Source organism: Veillonella intestinalis (genome assembly GCF_943192895.1).
Classification (GTDB): Bacteria; Bacillota; Negativicutes; order Veillonellales; family Veillonellaceae; genus Veillonella_A; species Veillonella_A intestinalis.
The window spans coordinates 123,714-139,276 of sequence record NZ_CALPCB010000003.1; the positions used below are offsets into that span (position 1 = coordinate 123,714).

General features: G+C 34.8%; 17 protein-coding genes. 1 reads left to right on the top strand and 16 read right to left on the bottom strand.

Features of this window, described 5'->3' with window-relative positions:
* Positions 1–355: 355 nt before the first annotated feature.
* From NFR27_RS03285 to NFR27_RS03340, 12 genes are all read right to left on the bottom strand, one after another.
* Entirely contained in the window at positions 356–1,132 is a 777-nt protein-coding gene (locus NFR27_RS03285) for an ABC transporter ATP-binding protein (protein ID WP_251454107.1), read from the bottom strand.
* Positions 1,126–1,965 (bottom strand): ABC transporter ATP-binding protein, encoded by an 840-nt coding sequence (locus NFR27_RS03290; RefSeq protein ID WP_251440038.1) that lies wholly within the window; start codon positions 1,963–1,965, stop codon positions 1,126–1,128. The genes NFR27_RS03285 and NFR27_RS03290 overlap by 7 nt, the downstream gene beginning before the upstream one ends.
* Positions 1,962–2,786, bottom strand: coding sequence for a nickel/cobalt ABC transporter permease (opp1C, locus tag NFR27_RS03295; protein WP_251454111.1), 825 nt, complete (start codon positions 2,784–2,786; stop codon positions 1,962–1,964). Before opp1C ends, NFR27_RS03290 begins: the two co-directional genes overlap by 4 nt.
* Positions 2,783–3,727 carry a nickel/cobalt ABC transporter permease gene (gene opp1B / locus NFR27_RS03300; RefSeq protein WP_251440034.1) on the bottom strand — a complete coding sequence of 315 codons (945 nt, stop codon included), beginning with the start codon at positions 3,725–3,727 and terminating at the stop codon, positions 2,783–2,785. Before opp1B ends, opp1C begins: the two co-directional genes overlap by 4 nt.
* Positions 3,728–3,832: 105 nt before the next feature.
* On the bottom strand, positions 3,833–5,422 hold the full coding sequence (gene nikA, locus NFR27_RS03305) for a nickel ABC transporter substrate-binding protein (RefSeq protein ID WP_251454115.1): 1,590 nt from the start codon (positions 5,420–5,422) through the stop codon (positions 3,833–3,835).
* Between the two features lie 358 nt (positions 5,423–5,780).
* On the bottom strand, positions 5,781–6,104 hold the full coding sequence (locus tag NFR27_RS03310; RefSeq protein ID WP_251440027.1) for a DMT family transporter: 324 nt from the start codon (positions 6,102–6,104) through the stop codon (positions 5,781–5,783).
* Between the two features lie 68 nt (positions 6,105–6,172).
* Positions 6,173–6,643: a MarR family winged helix-turn-helix transcriptional regulator gene (locus NFR27_RS03315; RefSeq protein WP_251440025.1), complete on the bottom strand. Its 471-nt coding sequence runs from the start codon at positions 6,641–6,643 to the stop codon at positions 6,173–6,175.
* Between the two features lie 247 nt (positions 6,644–6,890).
* The gene (locus NFR27_RS03320; RefSeq protein ID WP_251440022.1) at positions 6,891–7,298 is read right to left on the bottom strand and encodes an arsenate reductase ArsC; all 408 of its coding nucleotides are present in this window, start codon (positions 7,296–7,298) and stop codon (positions 6,891–6,893) included.
* 22 nt (positions 7,299–7,320) lie between these two features.
* A complete protein-coding gene (locus NFR27_RS03325) occupies positions 7,321–7,851 on the bottom strand; it encodes a cysteine hydrolase family protein (protein WP_251440020.1) in 531 nt (176 codons plus the stop codon).
* A gap of 253 nt (positions 7,852–8,104) precedes the next feature.
* A complete protein-coding gene (arsB, locus tag NFR27_RS03330; RefSeq protein WP_251440017.1) occupies positions 8,105–9,139 on the bottom strand; it encodes an ACR3 family arsenite efflux transporter in 1,035 nt (344 codons plus the stop codon).
* Between the two features lie 94 nt (positions 9,140–9,233).
* Positions 9,234–9,527, bottom strand: a complete 294-nt coding sequence (locus tag NFR27_RS03335) for an ArsR/SmtB family transcription factor (protein ID WP_251440014.1) — start codon at positions 9,525–9,527, stop codon at positions 9,234–9,236.
* 158 nt (positions 9,528–9,685) lie between these two features.
* Positions 9,686–9,865: a hypothetical protein gene (locus tag NFR27_RS03340; RefSeq protein WP_251454118.1), complete on the bottom strand. Its 180-nt coding sequence runs from the start codon at positions 9,863–9,865 to the stop codon at positions 9,686–9,688.
* A gap of 467 nt (positions 9,866–10,332) precedes the next feature.
* Between NFR27_RS03340 and NFR27_RS03345 the strand changes: the two genes are divergently transcribed.
* Positions 10,333–10,899: a hypothetical protein gene (locus NFR27_RS03345; protein WP_251440010.1), complete on the top strand. Its 567-nt coding sequence runs from the start codon at positions 10,333–10,335 to the stop codon at positions 10,897–10,899.
* Between the two features lie 145 nt (positions 10,900–11,044).
* On the opposite strand, the gene NFR27_RS03350 is transcribed toward NFR27_RS03345, so the two are convergent.
* From NFR27_RS03350 to NFR27_RS03365, 4 genes are all read right to left on the bottom strand, one after another.
* A complete protein-coding gene (locus NFR27_RS03350; protein ID WP_251440009.1) occupies positions 11,045–11,731 on the bottom strand; it encodes a DsbA family oxidoreductase in 687 nt (228 codons plus the stop codon).
* A gap of 121 nt (positions 11,732–11,852) precedes the next feature.
* Positions 11,853–12,449, bottom strand: a complete 597-nt coding sequence (locus NFR27_RS03355; RefSeq protein WP_251440008.1) for a TonB-dependent receptor — start codon at positions 12,447–12,449, stop codon at positions 11,853–11,855.
* A 175-nt stretch (positions 12,450–12,624) separates the two neighbouring features.
* On the bottom strand, positions 12,625–14,742 hold the full coding sequence (locus tag NFR27_RS03360) for a heavy metal translocating P-type ATPase (RefSeq protein WP_251440007.1): 2,118 nt from the start codon (positions 14,740–14,742) through the stop codon (positions 12,625–12,627).
* 249 nt (positions 14,743–14,991) lie between these two features.
* Entirely contained in the window at positions 14,992–15,267 is a 276-nt protein-coding gene (locus NFR27_RS03365) for a metal-sensing transcriptional repressor (protein ID WP_115309838.1), read from the bottom strand.
* Positions 15,268–15,563 lie beyond the last annotated feature (296 nt).

Genomic DNA, 15,563 nt, shown 5'->3' on the forward strand with positions numbered 1-15,563 from the left:
TCCTATATAATAAATTTTAATTTGGAAACTTAATTAAATAAAGCTATAAACAATACTACTAACTTTAATTGATTCTTTATAAGTACTTATTATCGCTTACAATTTAATTATACCACATCGATAATTATAAATCTAGTCTCAATTTTCAATTTTAAAACTAATTGATAATTTGAGACTGTTTATCATTTAAAAATATTACTTTTTTTATTTCACCTTCTATCTTTTCCTTATGTTTACTATATTCTCCTCACATTAAAATAAAATGAAACACTAAGGAAGAAAATAGAGCAGCTCTTAATAAGTTACTCTATTTTCGATATATATTCTCATTTAAATTCATAAAATATGTTCAGTATCACTCTACTTTAATATCTAAAATTGAATGCAATAGTTTTTGAGCATACTCACTTTGTACCCTACTAATATCATCTACTGATACAACTTCTTCTACGCGCCCCTTATAAAGAAATAATACACGATCACACATATAGGTTACTGACGGCAAATCATGAGTAATAAATATATAGGTAAAATTATATATTGACTTAACGTTCATCAGCAAATCCATAATTTGCACTTGTGTGTGCGCATCTAAAGAGCTAATAGCTTCATCAAATAAAATAATTTCCGGCTTTACCGCAATAGCCCTTGCTATGCACACCCTCTGTAATTGCCCACCTGACAACTGATGGGGATATCGATCAATAAAATCAGCCGATAAACCTACCAATTCTAATAATTCAATAATTTCTTTTTCAAAATCCAACTTAATTTGCGTACGCCGTTGTAATACAATTAAAGACTCTTTAATAATGTCACGAATCGTAAAGCGACTATTCACTGATGTGGTGTAATCTTGAAAGACTACCGACAAAAAGCCTGGGGAAACTTTATCTTTACCATAGAGAGTGGTGCCACCTAATGTAATATTACCTTCATAAGGCTCTAAAAGCCCACAAATAGCCTTGCCAATCGTACTCTTACCACTACCAGATTCACCAATAATACCTAAACATTCACCTTTTTTAACAGAAAAAGTAACGCCATGTAATATCGTTTGGTATTCTTTTTTAAAAATCAATTTACTGTGAGGTTTCGGAAATCGCACCACCACATTATCTACTACTAACATGAAGCCCCTCCTTCAGCGACTACTGGCTTATGTAATAACTGACTATAACGATTAGCAACTGCCAGTTTTTGTTCAATTAACATCTTTGTATACGCATCTTTAGGATTTGCCATAATGTCCTTGAACGTTCCATAATCTGCTACTTGTCCCTGATTAAGTACCATAATTTCATCGGCTAAATGAGAGATTACACTAATGTCATGAGTAATAAAAATCATAGCTACTTCCTTAGAGTCTTTAATTCGTTTAAATTCCTTAATGATTTCATACTGTGTAATACTATCAATGGCAGTCGTAGGTTCGTCACAAATTAGTATATCCGGTTTCATTGCCATAGCCACACCAATCATAATACGCTGTAGCATGCCACCACTCAATTGGTGAGGAAATTTATTAAGTGTATCTTCTGGCTCACGAATGTGCATTTTTTGTAGAATTTCTACTGCCTTAGCCTGCCATTCGCCTCTTGGAAACAAATCATGTGCTTCAAAAGTCTCAAAAATTTGATTACCAATTTTATACAAAGGGTCAAAGCATGTCATAGGGTTTTGCATAATCATGCCGATATCAAGTCCCCGTAAGGATCTTAATTCCAAGGTGGACATAGTTAGCAAGTTTTTCTTTTTATAAAGAGCTTCACCAGTAATTTTAAAATCACGACTTAAAATTCCCAAAATAGCTTTAGCAGTCATACTTTTACCGCTGCCCGACTCACCTAATATGCCAAGACAAGCTCCTGCTTTTAGAGAAAAGGAAACATTCTCCAAAATTTGCTTGGACCGCTCTCGATTTTGGTGGACAACAGATAAATTATTCACTGTTAAAATAGTCATTCCTGCACCTCCTTTGGATCGAGAGCATCGCGTATCGCATCACCTAATAAATTAAAAGCAGAAACTAATACTACGATAGCAACACCAGGCACCAACATTTGAATCGGGTTAACTGTTAATACATTTTTTGCCTCATTAAGCATAGCCCCCCACTCTGGTAATGGGGCCTGAATACCTAAACCTAAGAACGATAATGTAGAAATATTAATAATTGTCCAACCTACATCTAAACTAGCTAGTACAGCCATTTCAGAACTAATACTTGGCAATAGATGACGAACCATTATAAAACGCTCACTACTACCAATGCAGCGAGAATACAAGATAAAATTTTTATCTCTATATTTCATAACATTAGTCCGAATCATACGCGCATACCAAGCCCATTTAATTAGAACATTGGCAATAATAATATTTTGTACATCCACACCTAAGAGGGCAATAACGGCAAATATCATAATCTGGCTTGGAAAAGAAAGCATCATATCAACAATACGCATAATAATTTCATCAATAATGCCTCTAAAATAGCCAGATAATAGCCCCATAATAGCGCCTAACCCAATCGAAGCTAGCATAGTAAGTAAAGATAAAAATAGGGTTGGTCGAATGCCATAGATTAACCGTGAAAAAATATCCCGCCCCAAATGGTCGGTTCCAAACCAGTGCTCAGCACTATAAGGATCAAATTTCATGAGAATATTGTTTTCATAAGGATCATAAGGAGCAATCCAAGGCGCAAAGATGCCTGCTAAAGCTATTAATAAAATAAAAGAGCTCAAACCCACTACCATATTATTTTTTAACAATAAACGAATCATTGGGCACGCTCCTCTCTAAGACGAGGATCAACAATGTATTGAATAATGTCAAACAATAAGTTAAAAACAACAAATAAGAAACCCACGAACAATACATAGGTCTGAATGATTGGATAATCACGATTAAAAATAGAGCTAATACAAAGTTGCCCCAGGCCAGGCCAAGCAAATACATTTTCTACTACAATAGTACCAGCAATCAACTGAGGGATACTCATACCGATGGCAATAATGCAAGTATGTAGCGAGTTTTTGAGAATATGTTTTGTCAAAATTGTTCGCTGCCGAATACCTCGCACTGTAGCATATGTTACATAGTCTTCTTTCATATTCTCGAGCATATTATTTCGAATTAAACGAATATATGTAGAAATATATGTTAAAGATACTGTAAAAGCTGGCAAAATTAAGTGCTGCCAAGATTCACTGCCACTGGTAGGCAATAAGTCTAACTTGATACTAATTACCCAAATAAGCAATAAACCTATCCAATACGCAGGCATAGAAGTTGTTAAAAACACTAAACCACGCATGATTTTATCAAACCAACCGCCTTTATATACAGCACAGAAAAAGCCGATAGGTAAACTTAACCCTACAACAAAAAGTAGCGAAGTAAAGGCGAGTACTAAAGTGGCTGGCAAGCAGCGTTGAAACTCTCCCAATACTGTACGCGCTGGATTAATATAACTAACCCCAAAATCTAATTGCAAACATGCAATCAACCAATTAAAATACCGAATCAAATACGGCTGGTCAAGACCAAGTTCAGCACGCACTTGTGCAATGGCTTCAGGCGTTACCACTGGGGTCTGACGAATACGTAAGGCTACTTCAGCCGGATCTGATGGAATTAAATTAATAAATACGAAACATACAAATGAAATGGCCAACATCAAGGGAATAGCCGTCAATGTACGTTTTATAATATACGCCCTCATGGCAATGCCTCCCTAAATCAGAATGAGGCTATTGTAGTCACTCCTACAACAGCCTCAATAACTACCACTAGCTATGTAACTATAACTAGCTTGTTGCAAAACATCCTATTTCAAGGTTACATCTTTAAATGGCACTTCATATAAAGTTGGGGTAAAATGTAATCCTTCTACACGATTATTATAGATTGCTTTATTATTTTCATAGGTCAATGGAATATATACAGCATCTTCGTGTAAGCGCGTTAATACAAACTTATATAAATCTTGACGCTCATCTTCATTAGTAGACGTCAAAATCTTAGTAATCGCATCATCTATTTCTACTTTATCAGCCAATCCTTGTTGCGCTGCATAATCTCCATATACAGGTTTGCGCATCCCCGACAAGGAAGATTGTGGATCATACGGTAAACCCCAAGAAATATTAAATACCATATCAAAATTACCTGACTTCATATTATCTCGATAAGACTGTTCTTCTTCCCCTTTAATATGAAGTATAATACCAATTTTTTTGTATTCTGCTTGTAAAAATTCAGAAATAGCTTTTTCTGTTACACTATCACTGTTATATAACAAGTTCAGTTCTAATGGCTTACCATCTTTTGTTAAAATTCCATCCGCTCCTAATACATAACCAGCAGACGTTAACATAGATTTAGCTGTATCAACATTATATTCATATGGTTTTAACCCTACATCTGCATACGGCACAGTTGGAGCATATAAGGTATCGGCAGGCTTTTCAATGCCATAGAATACACCTTCTGAAATAGCCTCTTTATTCGTTGCATACTGTAAAGCTTGACGAACTAGTTTATCACTTAAATGTGCTTTTGTTGTATTTAAAACAATTTCACGCGTAGACATAGGGTCAGATAAAGCTACACTAAAGCCTTTTTGGTCTTTGAATTTCCGAATTCCATCAGCATCGACCATGTTTTTACCAAAGATTAAGTCCACTTCCCCTTTTTCAAGCGCTAAAATACGTGTTTGATTGTCTGGGATTACCTTAACTAAAATGGTCTTAACTTTTGGCTTTTCACCCCAATATAATTCATTGGCTTCAAAAATTGCATATTTATCAGTAACAACTTCTTTTAATTTATAAGGGCCACTACCAATATATTTATTAACACCATCTTTAGTGCTACCATTTTTCATAGCTTTTGGTGAAATCATAGCAAATGGTCGTGTTACACCAAGTTCTGTTAATAATGGGTAATATGGTTTGGTAAGGTGAATTACAAAAGTCAAATCATCAGTTGCTTCATACTTATCTATAAGACTCATCGACTCTAGCCAAGTATGACGAGATTTATTTTCAAAAATAGCGTCGAAATTTGCCTTAATTGCATGTGCATCAAGAACTTCACCATCGCTGAATTTTACATTAGGTCGAATCTTAAAAGTATAGGTCTGACCATCTTCGCTAATCGTCCAGCTTTCTGCTAATGCGGGAGCATATCCCTTATCAGTAATCTCTACTAATGTATCATAGAGCATTTCTTGGGCATACATTTCACCAGCATATAAATGGGGATTTAAGTCACGCACATCACGGAAATTAACAAATGTGAGCTGGTCACTCTTCGCACCTTGGGAGGCTTGATCACCCGTCGTTCCTGCATAGCCTAAAATGCCAAAAGCACTCGCTGTTAATAAAGCGGCACATACAAGTCGTTTTAATCTCATAGTACAACTCCTCAACTTTTTCCTTCAAAATACACTACTGTCACAAATCACGACAACTTATTTTGATAATAATTCACATTTACATCCATTGTCAATAACAGTTTGTACTATAAATTAACTATACGCAATAACTTATTTTTAATTTTAATTTTTTCGATATCAATACCACAAACCCTATAAATATAGTGTAATTATATTTATTTTATTAAGAAATATAATTAATATAATACTTTCTTCTACTTTTATAAAATCGAAAATAATTATCAAAAACTACCATTTTCGATATACTCTCAATCAAAAAAGAGAGACAAATACTGTCTCTCTTAATCAAAATTTTCAATAATTAATTTTATTATTTTTAATGAGTCCCTTTTAAATTTAATAAAATAACCCCTATAACGATTAAGGCAATACCAATAACGGCAGTAAAAGATACGTCCTCTTTCCAAATATAAACTCCAATAATAGCGGTTATCGCAGTACCAACACCAGACCAAATAGCATAGGCAATACTTAAGGGAATTAAGTTAAGTGCTTTAGATAACATATAAAATGAAGAACTCATCCCTACTACAAAGGTAAGTGATGGTATTAATTTAGTAAATCCCACCGATAATTTAAGCATTGATGTAGAAAAAATCTCTAGTACGATAGCCGCACCTAAAAATAAATAACCAACCATAAAAACCTCCTATATAATATGTTATGAATAATTGTTAATTTTATATTTTATTTTTTATTTCTTATTTCTTATTTCCTATTTCCTATTTCTTGGTTCAACTCAACCTGTTCAAGACCTTCCTTAAAAGCTTGAACAAAATTATTCATCTCCTTTAATAATTCTGCAGTTTGTTGCTCACCTAGGCTCGTCAACGTATGTGCTTCAATAGCTTGTAACTCTTTCATAATAGGTCTAAATATAACTTGCCCCTCTCTAGTCAGAGCCATACACTTTTCCCGATTATCATTATTTATGTGCATATAATAAATAAGACCTTCTCGTTCTAACCCTTTACAAATGGTAGATACTGTTTGTTTAGGAATAGCCCAATCGCTACAAACTTGGCTCTGCGTACCATAAGGGTGATAAAAAAGTGTAGCAATAACGGCTAATTTATTATAGCTAAGACCCTTTGTTTTTGCCCAAGCGGCATATAATTCTACTGTCTTTCCGAAAAAACGACCCATTGCCGTAATTTGGTCTTTCAATATACGATCCATAATTACAAATTCACTCCTTTTACACTATATTGAATGCTCAAAATACAATAAGGTATATATTACTTTTTAAGAGAATTTCTCTAATCCTAATTAGGACTAACTTCCCATTTGGAAGGTGCTATATTACGCCTCTTATAAACAACAAAATAGTCCTAATTCGTACTAAAATCATAAATACATTATAGTACGAATTAGGACTATTGTAAAGGCACGATTTAGGACCATTATAAATTAAGTATTACACAGTTTATACTCTGGTAGCCTCAATTTTAGCAATGAAATCTCGAACTTTTTGTTCAATCTCAGATATGACTAACTCAAATTCTTTATCACTTTTACCAGTTGGATCCGGCAATCCCCAATCTTCAATGCCATGTGTAAACGGTAATCTAGGACAAACTACATTGCACCCCATTGTAATAACATAGTCAACAGCAGGAATATCTTTTACTAATTTAGGGCATTGTGTTTTTTCCATATCAATATTGTACAATTTTTTAATAAGTCGAACTGCATCAGCATTAATATGGTCTTTAAGTTCAGTCCCTGCTGAATATACCTCTAAAATATGTGCCCCGTACTTTTTAGCCAATGCTTCGGCAATTTGGCTGCGACAAGAATTATGCACACATAAAAAAGCTACTTTTATTTTCATTGTAACCTTGTGACCTCTCAAATTAAATTACATGTATTTGACAACTTTTCATAGTTTCAAGTGCAGCTTCATGCTTCTCCGGAGTAACACCTGCACAACATGAACTATCCACAGTAATTGGCACTTCTGGTAAAAAGGCTTTCAATAACAACGCATTAGATACTACACAAATGTCTGTGCAAAGCCCAACTAACTCTATACTCTCAATAGGTTCTACCTCATTCAGATACTGTAAATCTTCAGCCAATTCTACCGAACCAAACTGGCCTTTGCAATATATTTTTTCAGAATCTACTTCCGTTGCTTGAAGCACCTGCTCCGCTAACTGCCAACCTTTAGTTCCCTCTTGGCAATGAGCAATTGGCAACGATTTGCCCTCTTGCGATGTTTCATAGCTTTCATCATGTGTATCCATAGTGAAATATATATCACCGCTGAAATTTGCTATCTTTTCAGCAACTTTCGACACAATACCTTGCGCTTCTTGAGTTCCTAACGAGCCGGAAATGAAATCATTTTGCATATCTACAACGATTAAAATTTGTTTTCCCATAAGATACTCCTTATCTCTATCTCCTTAGATAACACTATACATTCTACAATAGTTATAAAATCTAGGCCACTTACTAGTGCATCCTACTTACTAGTACCTCCCACTTACTAATACACACTACTCACTAGTAATGTCAAAAATACTTAGCTCTATTAGTATTTCATGACTTTCCACAATAAACATTTAAGGTAATTTAAGTATATCATAGTAAAGAAAATAAGTATTAGTATATTTAAATCTAAATTTTAATCAGTCACGCAAATTTACTAGATAAACGATTAGCGATTCTCACTAACAACAACATAATTGGCACTTCAACTAATACACCTACTACCGTTGCTAACGTAGCCCCAGAAGATAAGCCAAATAAAGCTATAGCAACCGCTACCGATAATTCAAAAAAGTTAGAGGCCCCAATCATCGAACAAGGAGCGGCCATAGAATAAGGTAGCTTTAAAAAATACGCTAAACTAAAAGTAATGCCAAAAATAAAAAATACTTGAACAATTAACGGAATCGCAATAAGTACAATATCAAGCGGCTGAGCTAAAATTTTATTTCCTTGAAAGGTAAAAATCATAATAAGAGTCAATAATAAGCCTACCATTGTATAAGGATCAAACTTAGGAATAAATTGTTCTGTTAGATAAGTTTCACCATGTTTTTTAACAATAATTTGTCGTGTAATAACACTAAATGCCAATGGCACGACTACAAATAACACAACAGACACCACTAACGTTTCCCATGGAATGTAAATATCCCCTCGATTTAAAAGAAAGCTAACTATTGGAACAAACGCTACTAAAATAATTAAATCATTACTTGCCACTTGTACTAAGGTGTAAGCACTATCTCCTTTAGTTAATTTACTCCATACAAAAACCATAGCAGTACATGGTGCTGCACCTAATAGAACAGCACCAATTAAATATTCTAATGCAAGAGCATTTGATAAAATATCCTGATAAATAATAAAGAAAAACACATAACCAATAGCATACATAGAAAAAGGCTTTACCAACCAATTAATAGTCCAAGTTAAAAATAGCCCTTTAGGATTATTACTAATATTACGCAAACTTGAAAAATCTACTTTTAATAGCATGGGATATATCATTATCCACAATAGAATAGTCACAGGTATTGATACATTATACAACTCAAGTTGCCCCAGCCATTGTGAAAATTGAGGAAATAATTGCCCCAAAGTAACACCAAAAAGCATACAAAGTAATACCCAAATTGTTAAATTCTTTTCAAAAAATGAAATACCTTCTACTTTCATAACAACCTCCTAAAAATTATAACTCTCCCATCAAATCAAAATATTTTGATTTAATGGTTATTTTTTAGTCACCCTATATTAGGGTGACTAAAATTTATAGTACATGAGTTGCATTTAACAACACATTAACTGCTCGCTGACACCCTTCAGAAGATATATGATAGAATGTCCACTTACCGTCTGGTCTACCAATTACTATCCCTGCATCACAAAGAACTTTCATATGATAAGATAAACCTGACTGTGTCAAATCAAGCTTTTCCAATAATACACAAGAACATTCTTCACCATGTTGCAAAAGTTCTAAAATAGCTAGGCGTTTTTCATCGGAAAAAGCCTTAAATATTTTAGCATTTGCCTTATGATTTAAATGACCTTTTTCTATCATATAAATTCATCCTCCTAACAAATCAAAATTTTTTGATTTGTTATTAGAATACACCTTCATTGACCCTTTGTCAATTATATATTTTACTAAATATATAAACTCCATTGCCTATATTTTCTCCAAAATATACTCCTACATAGATACTCATGCTTAAATAATTATGGTTTTATAATTTTATAGCGAGCCCAAATTGCCCCGCCGTCTTGTGGTAACACATTAATAAGCTCAAAACGTTGAGGTCTATCAGATTCCCCATTTTCAAATGCTGCAAACAAAGCAGGAGTTTTCAAAGAGCCATCAGCCGCTGCCGCTATAACAATACTGACTTCATCACACATTCCCGCCTGAATATACGTCCCCTGCTTTAGCTCCTTCTGGTGTTTCAAAAAATTTTCCCATAATCTTTCCATCTAATGATGTCAGCATATGACAAAAAATATAAGGCCGTTTCATAACTAATTCCTCCGCTGAAAAAATTAAACAAAATTATCAAATGATATGTCTTGAACAATTCCATGCATACATTAACTATAAATGTTAAAGCAAACTTCACAAGTGACTCTTAAAGATTACATAGTTATATCATTGTAATAGCCTTAAAATATTTGTTTATTTCACTTTTTAACATCTATTACTAAAAGGTATTGTCTTATATTGGAGATTTTTGTATACTAAACATGACTACAACATGAAATGGCATACAGTGCAATATTCTATAAACTGTACGTTCATAAGTCTAAGTAGTCAACCATTGTTTGGAGATATGTTTAGTGAAAAGCTGTATTTTAATTAGGAGAGTGATAGTATGAAACAGCTCATGCGTATTTTAACGGTATTATTTATCCCTTTATTTATGGCAACTTTGTATAATCCTGTAGATGCTAGTTGGCTCAGTAAAACATTAGACAAACTGGATCGTGCCTTAGGCATACCAGCTGGTACAACTACAACATCGGATGGGACTATGAAAGCTTCACAACGTGGGGAGCGTTGGATTGAAGTATCTTCAAACAAATATTATACGACCTATGTAGATCGTCGTAGCTTAGAAGCTAGTGGGCAAGCACAAAATCGTAAAGTTAAAGCACATGTAATGCATGTATTTACACCTTTAGGTTCACAGTGGATTGGTAATTCTAGTAGAGGTAATGTAAAGCCAGATGTAATTACTACTTCTATCACTAAATATACAGTAGTATATTCCACTAAAATTTATGAAGGTTCTTCTGCAGAATATTATGATATTCATGGAAATCTCATTTATGATGGTTATTTATCAGATTTTGATTCTGGGTGGAATAAATATGTCCCAATGTCCGAACACGAACAAATCAAAGATACGCTCTTTGCTATGTTCGGCTGGAATTATTAATTATCCGCCCAATTAAATAATTTTCACACACAACAAAAGGACTGAACTAGTTAACTAGTTCAGTCCTTTTACTTATAGGATTCTGGATTAGACAGCTACAGTGTACTCAATTTTTCATATCTTTTATTTTCTCTTAATTAGCTTCTTAATGAGTTTCTTCTTTAGATTCTTTCGCTCTATGTTCTTTTTCTTTCGCCAACATTTCACGGAGTACTTTTTCAAATTCTTCAACGGGCAAAGCCCCTGGTAGTGCTACTTGGTCATTAACAACAAAGAATGGCACTGCCTGAATACCATAACGAGCGGCCAAAGCTTCTTCTTCACGTACTTCGCTAGTATATTCTTCAGAAGTTAAGACAGCACGCGCCTCCGTTTCAGGCAAACCAACTGCTTTAGCAGCAGCCACTAGCACCTCATGGTCAGCTAAGGGTTTACTTTCTGTAAAATAAGCAGCATATAAGCGTTCAGCTAATGCATCGGCCATTTCATAACTTTTGCTCTGTGCCCATTTTGTTAAACGATGTGCATCAAACGTATTTGTAGACTGTGCTTTATCATACTTAAAATCTAATCCAATAGCTTGTCCCATCAAATTAATACCATTTATTTTATCCTCAGCTACTTCACGAGTTAGTCCATATTTCTGAGCAAAACGGTCAACAGTTGTAGTTTCACAAACAGTAGGTGCCGCTGGATCTAATTCAAAGGCCTTCATAATAATAGTAAAAGATATATTTTCTTCTGCTTTAATTTTTTGAATCGCTGCCTCCAAATGGTTTCGTCCAATATAGCAAAATGGACAAGCATAATCTGACCAATATATAATTTCCATACAATTCCTTTCTACTCTTACAGATTTTAAACTATTAGCTATATTTTATCTTTTTATCATTTTAATTTACTTGTATCCCCAATTACATTAGTTTTTAAATCACTTAGTAAACTACTCAAAATCACCAAATTATAATCTTAGTTACTCTATTACCATCATGAACAAAACGAATCCCCTGCATATTATCTGATAAAGGATAAAAAACTCCATAAAACCACATGTTATGACCTTCATTTACGGCATCTGGTCTACCATACAGAGCATATACTTTTTCCAAGGAATCCCCCACCGCAACACCACGATTAGTTACAGCATCACGGTTAACAATTTCTATATAAAACATCTTCTCGCTTCGTTGAAACGTACTAAATGTAATGCCACCATACGTAAGTGAGTCAATCTGATTGCCATACCAAGTAGTAGCGGAAGGTGTTCCTAAACTTCGTTGAATATCTGAAAAATCAGCGCCCAAACTAACACCAGCTATAGTTAAATCACTCTTTGGCAATGGTTTACCATAAGCCCTGCCAGGTCTCGCATTGTCATAAGTCCCTGTCATATTAGCTAAAGCACTTTTCAATTTACTTTGATGTTGTGTTGCCTCATTACTTGAAGCCGCCTGAACCCCACTAAACTCCATAGGTACCCTATTCATTATATCTAATTGCAATGCACTTAATATCCCTAAACTAAGTAATACAGCAAATACTTTTTTCATATTAGCATGGCCTCCTCTCTTAACAAAAGGTGTGATAATACTATTTTCCAATGTATCCCCTTATATAGTATTTCGACATTAAGCTAGTTTCCCCTTTAACAAACTTATAACAACCTTTCTTATAAACAAAAAGCTCTTGAAAGAGCTTTACTTTCAAGAGCCTTTAATGTTTCAATTATGCACTACGCCATTTTAATAACAACGCTGAATTAATGATAACTAATACAGAACCAGCATTATGAACTAAAGCACCAGTTACAGGATTTAAAATGCCAGGAAAGGATAATCCAATAGCAACAAAATTTAAAATCATAGCAAAGGCTAAATTCCACTTAATCGTACTCATCATACGCTTTGCTAAGGCAATCAAGTGAGGCAATTCTTTCACTTCATCATCCACGAGGGCAATGTCAGCAGCATCAACAGCAATATCACTCCCTATGCCACCCATAGCAATCCCTACATTCGACTTTTTAAGTGCTGGCGCATCATTGATACCATCGCCAATCATAGCCACATTCTGCTTAACTTGTTGACGCTGATTAATATAGTTTAATTTATCTTCTGGCAAACAATTAGCTACAATTTCACGAATGCCTAACTGACTGCCAATCGCATAGGCTGCATTTTGATTATCACCAGTTAATAAAACAGTTTGCACTCCTAAGCGGTGAAGCCGATCTACCATCTGTGCACTGTCAGGCCGTACAGTATCTGCTAGAACAAGATAGCCTACTAATGTATTAGCAATGGCAATGTAAACGATTGTACTTCCTTTATCTAAGTAGAGTTGAGCTGTTTTAGCTACACCAGGACTAATAGCAATGCCCTGCTCCGCCATTAAACGGTCATTACCAGCTAAGATTAATTGCCCTCCAATGATGCCAGACACACCGCGTCCTGGTAGCATTTTAAAATCAGAACAAGGCAATAAATAGGCTGATTCTGCCTTCCTTGAATCAACGGCACTAGCGTCTACCTTCAGTGTTGCTGCTTGCTTCTCTTTATAGGCCTTAACAATTGCCTTTCCTAATGGATGTTCTGACATAGCTTCTAAACTAGCCGTTAATTGAAAAATAGCTTGTGCCGTATTAGTTCCATATGTACTAGTACTTTCCTGTGTAACATTAGTTCCATATGTAGCATTAGTTTCATATGCAGTATTAGTTTCATATGTAGTATTAGTTCCAGATACACCATTAGCTCCATATACGGTATTAATCTTATATTCGCCAAGCGCTTTAGTCGTTGCCACTGTATTACCAACTGTTTCAATAGCAACCACAGTAGGTGTGCCATAAGTTAAAGTTCCGGTTTTATCAAACGTAACTTTTGTTACTGTAGCTAATCGTTCAAGAGCATCCCCTTCACGCACTAAAAAACCGTGCTTAGTGGCATTGCCAATGGCTGCCATAATAGCTGTTGGCGTAGCTAATACAAGGGCGCAAGGACAAAATACAACTAAAATTGTTACAGCCCGTAAAATTTCACCAGTAACCCACCAGGTTCCCACAGCAGATAATAAAGCAATAAGAACTACCCAAGTGGCCCAACGATCAGCAAGTCCCACAATCTTTGCCTTCCCCGCATCAGCTGACTGTACTAGTCGAATCATACGTTGAATAGAGCTATCTTCGCCCACTTTTGTTGCTCGCATATGAAATGCCCCAAATTGATTAACGGTCCCACTCGCTACTGTATCACCAACAGTTTTATCTACAGGTAATGATTCGCCTGTTAAAACGGCCTGATTAATAGATGTTTCACCTGAAATAATTTCGCCATCCACAGGAATGGTTTCTCCAGGTAATACGCGAAGTATATCACCAACTTGCACTAACTCCGCATCCACTAAAGTCTCACCAGATGAAGTCATAAGGCGAGCTTCTTGCGGTGTTAAATTAACTAACTTTTCAATGCCAGCCCGCGCCTTTGCTACAGTAATATCTTCTAAAAGAGCACCAATTTGCATAATAAATGCGACTTCGGCCGCTGCAAAAATTTCACCCGTTACTATAGCAGCTATCAAAGCCAACGATACCAGTACATCTGCTTTAATATCAAATTCAGTCACTAGACCAATAATAGCTTCTAAAATGATAGGGACACCACATAAAATAATCGCTACCCAAGCTATATCAAAAGGAAATGGCTGAATATCAAATAAACTAGCTAATACAGCTAAACCTGATAGCACTAAAAATACTATATCTTTTTTAATTCCACCTAATTCTAATATATACTCGACACGACTAAATACAGTCACTTCTAATTTACGAATAGCAGCTTCCATCAGTTTGCCTCCTATAGACACCCATTGCAATTAATTATTATATGTTTACATGATTAATCATTCATATATTTAGGCTAATATACCCATAGAGGTATATCCTTATACCACCAATTATATACCTATGGGGGTATAGGTTGTCAAGATATGCAATAAAAAAAGACGAAGTATACTCCAACGTATCTTCGTCTACATATCTAAATGTTACTATATTAGTATATTACTTATATTATGGCATCACTTATAATTGTATTACTGCATATTAGCAAAACGTTCTACTGCTTTAGTAAATTTATCTAATGTTTTATCTACATCCCCATGCTCTAGACCATCACGCACACAGTGACGAATATGACCTTCCAAAATAACCTGCCCAACGCGATTAAGAGCTGATTTAGCAGCATTAATCTGCGATAAAATATCTTCACATGGCACGTCTTCGTCAACCATTCTATCAATAGCCTGTACCTGCCCAATAATTTTCTTTAGACGGCGATGTAAATTATCCGCATCCATACACTGTTTCATAGGTAGCCTCCATTTTTTATATTATATTTAATGATACCTTTCAAAGCCTAGAATGTCAATAAAAAGGGCATTCTTACCCCTTTTGAATAAAAAAGAATCATCGTTAACTAACTTTTTGCTATATGTAAACAATACTTTCATAGTTAAAACAAATTACTCTCACTATAAAAAATATCGCAGTATATGATTTTTATCATCTTACTGCGATACTCTCTTTAATTCATTATTCCATTGCTTTGTATAGCTCTCACTAAACTGCATTTTAAAAGCTACCTCGCTACTTTCACTCACTACAT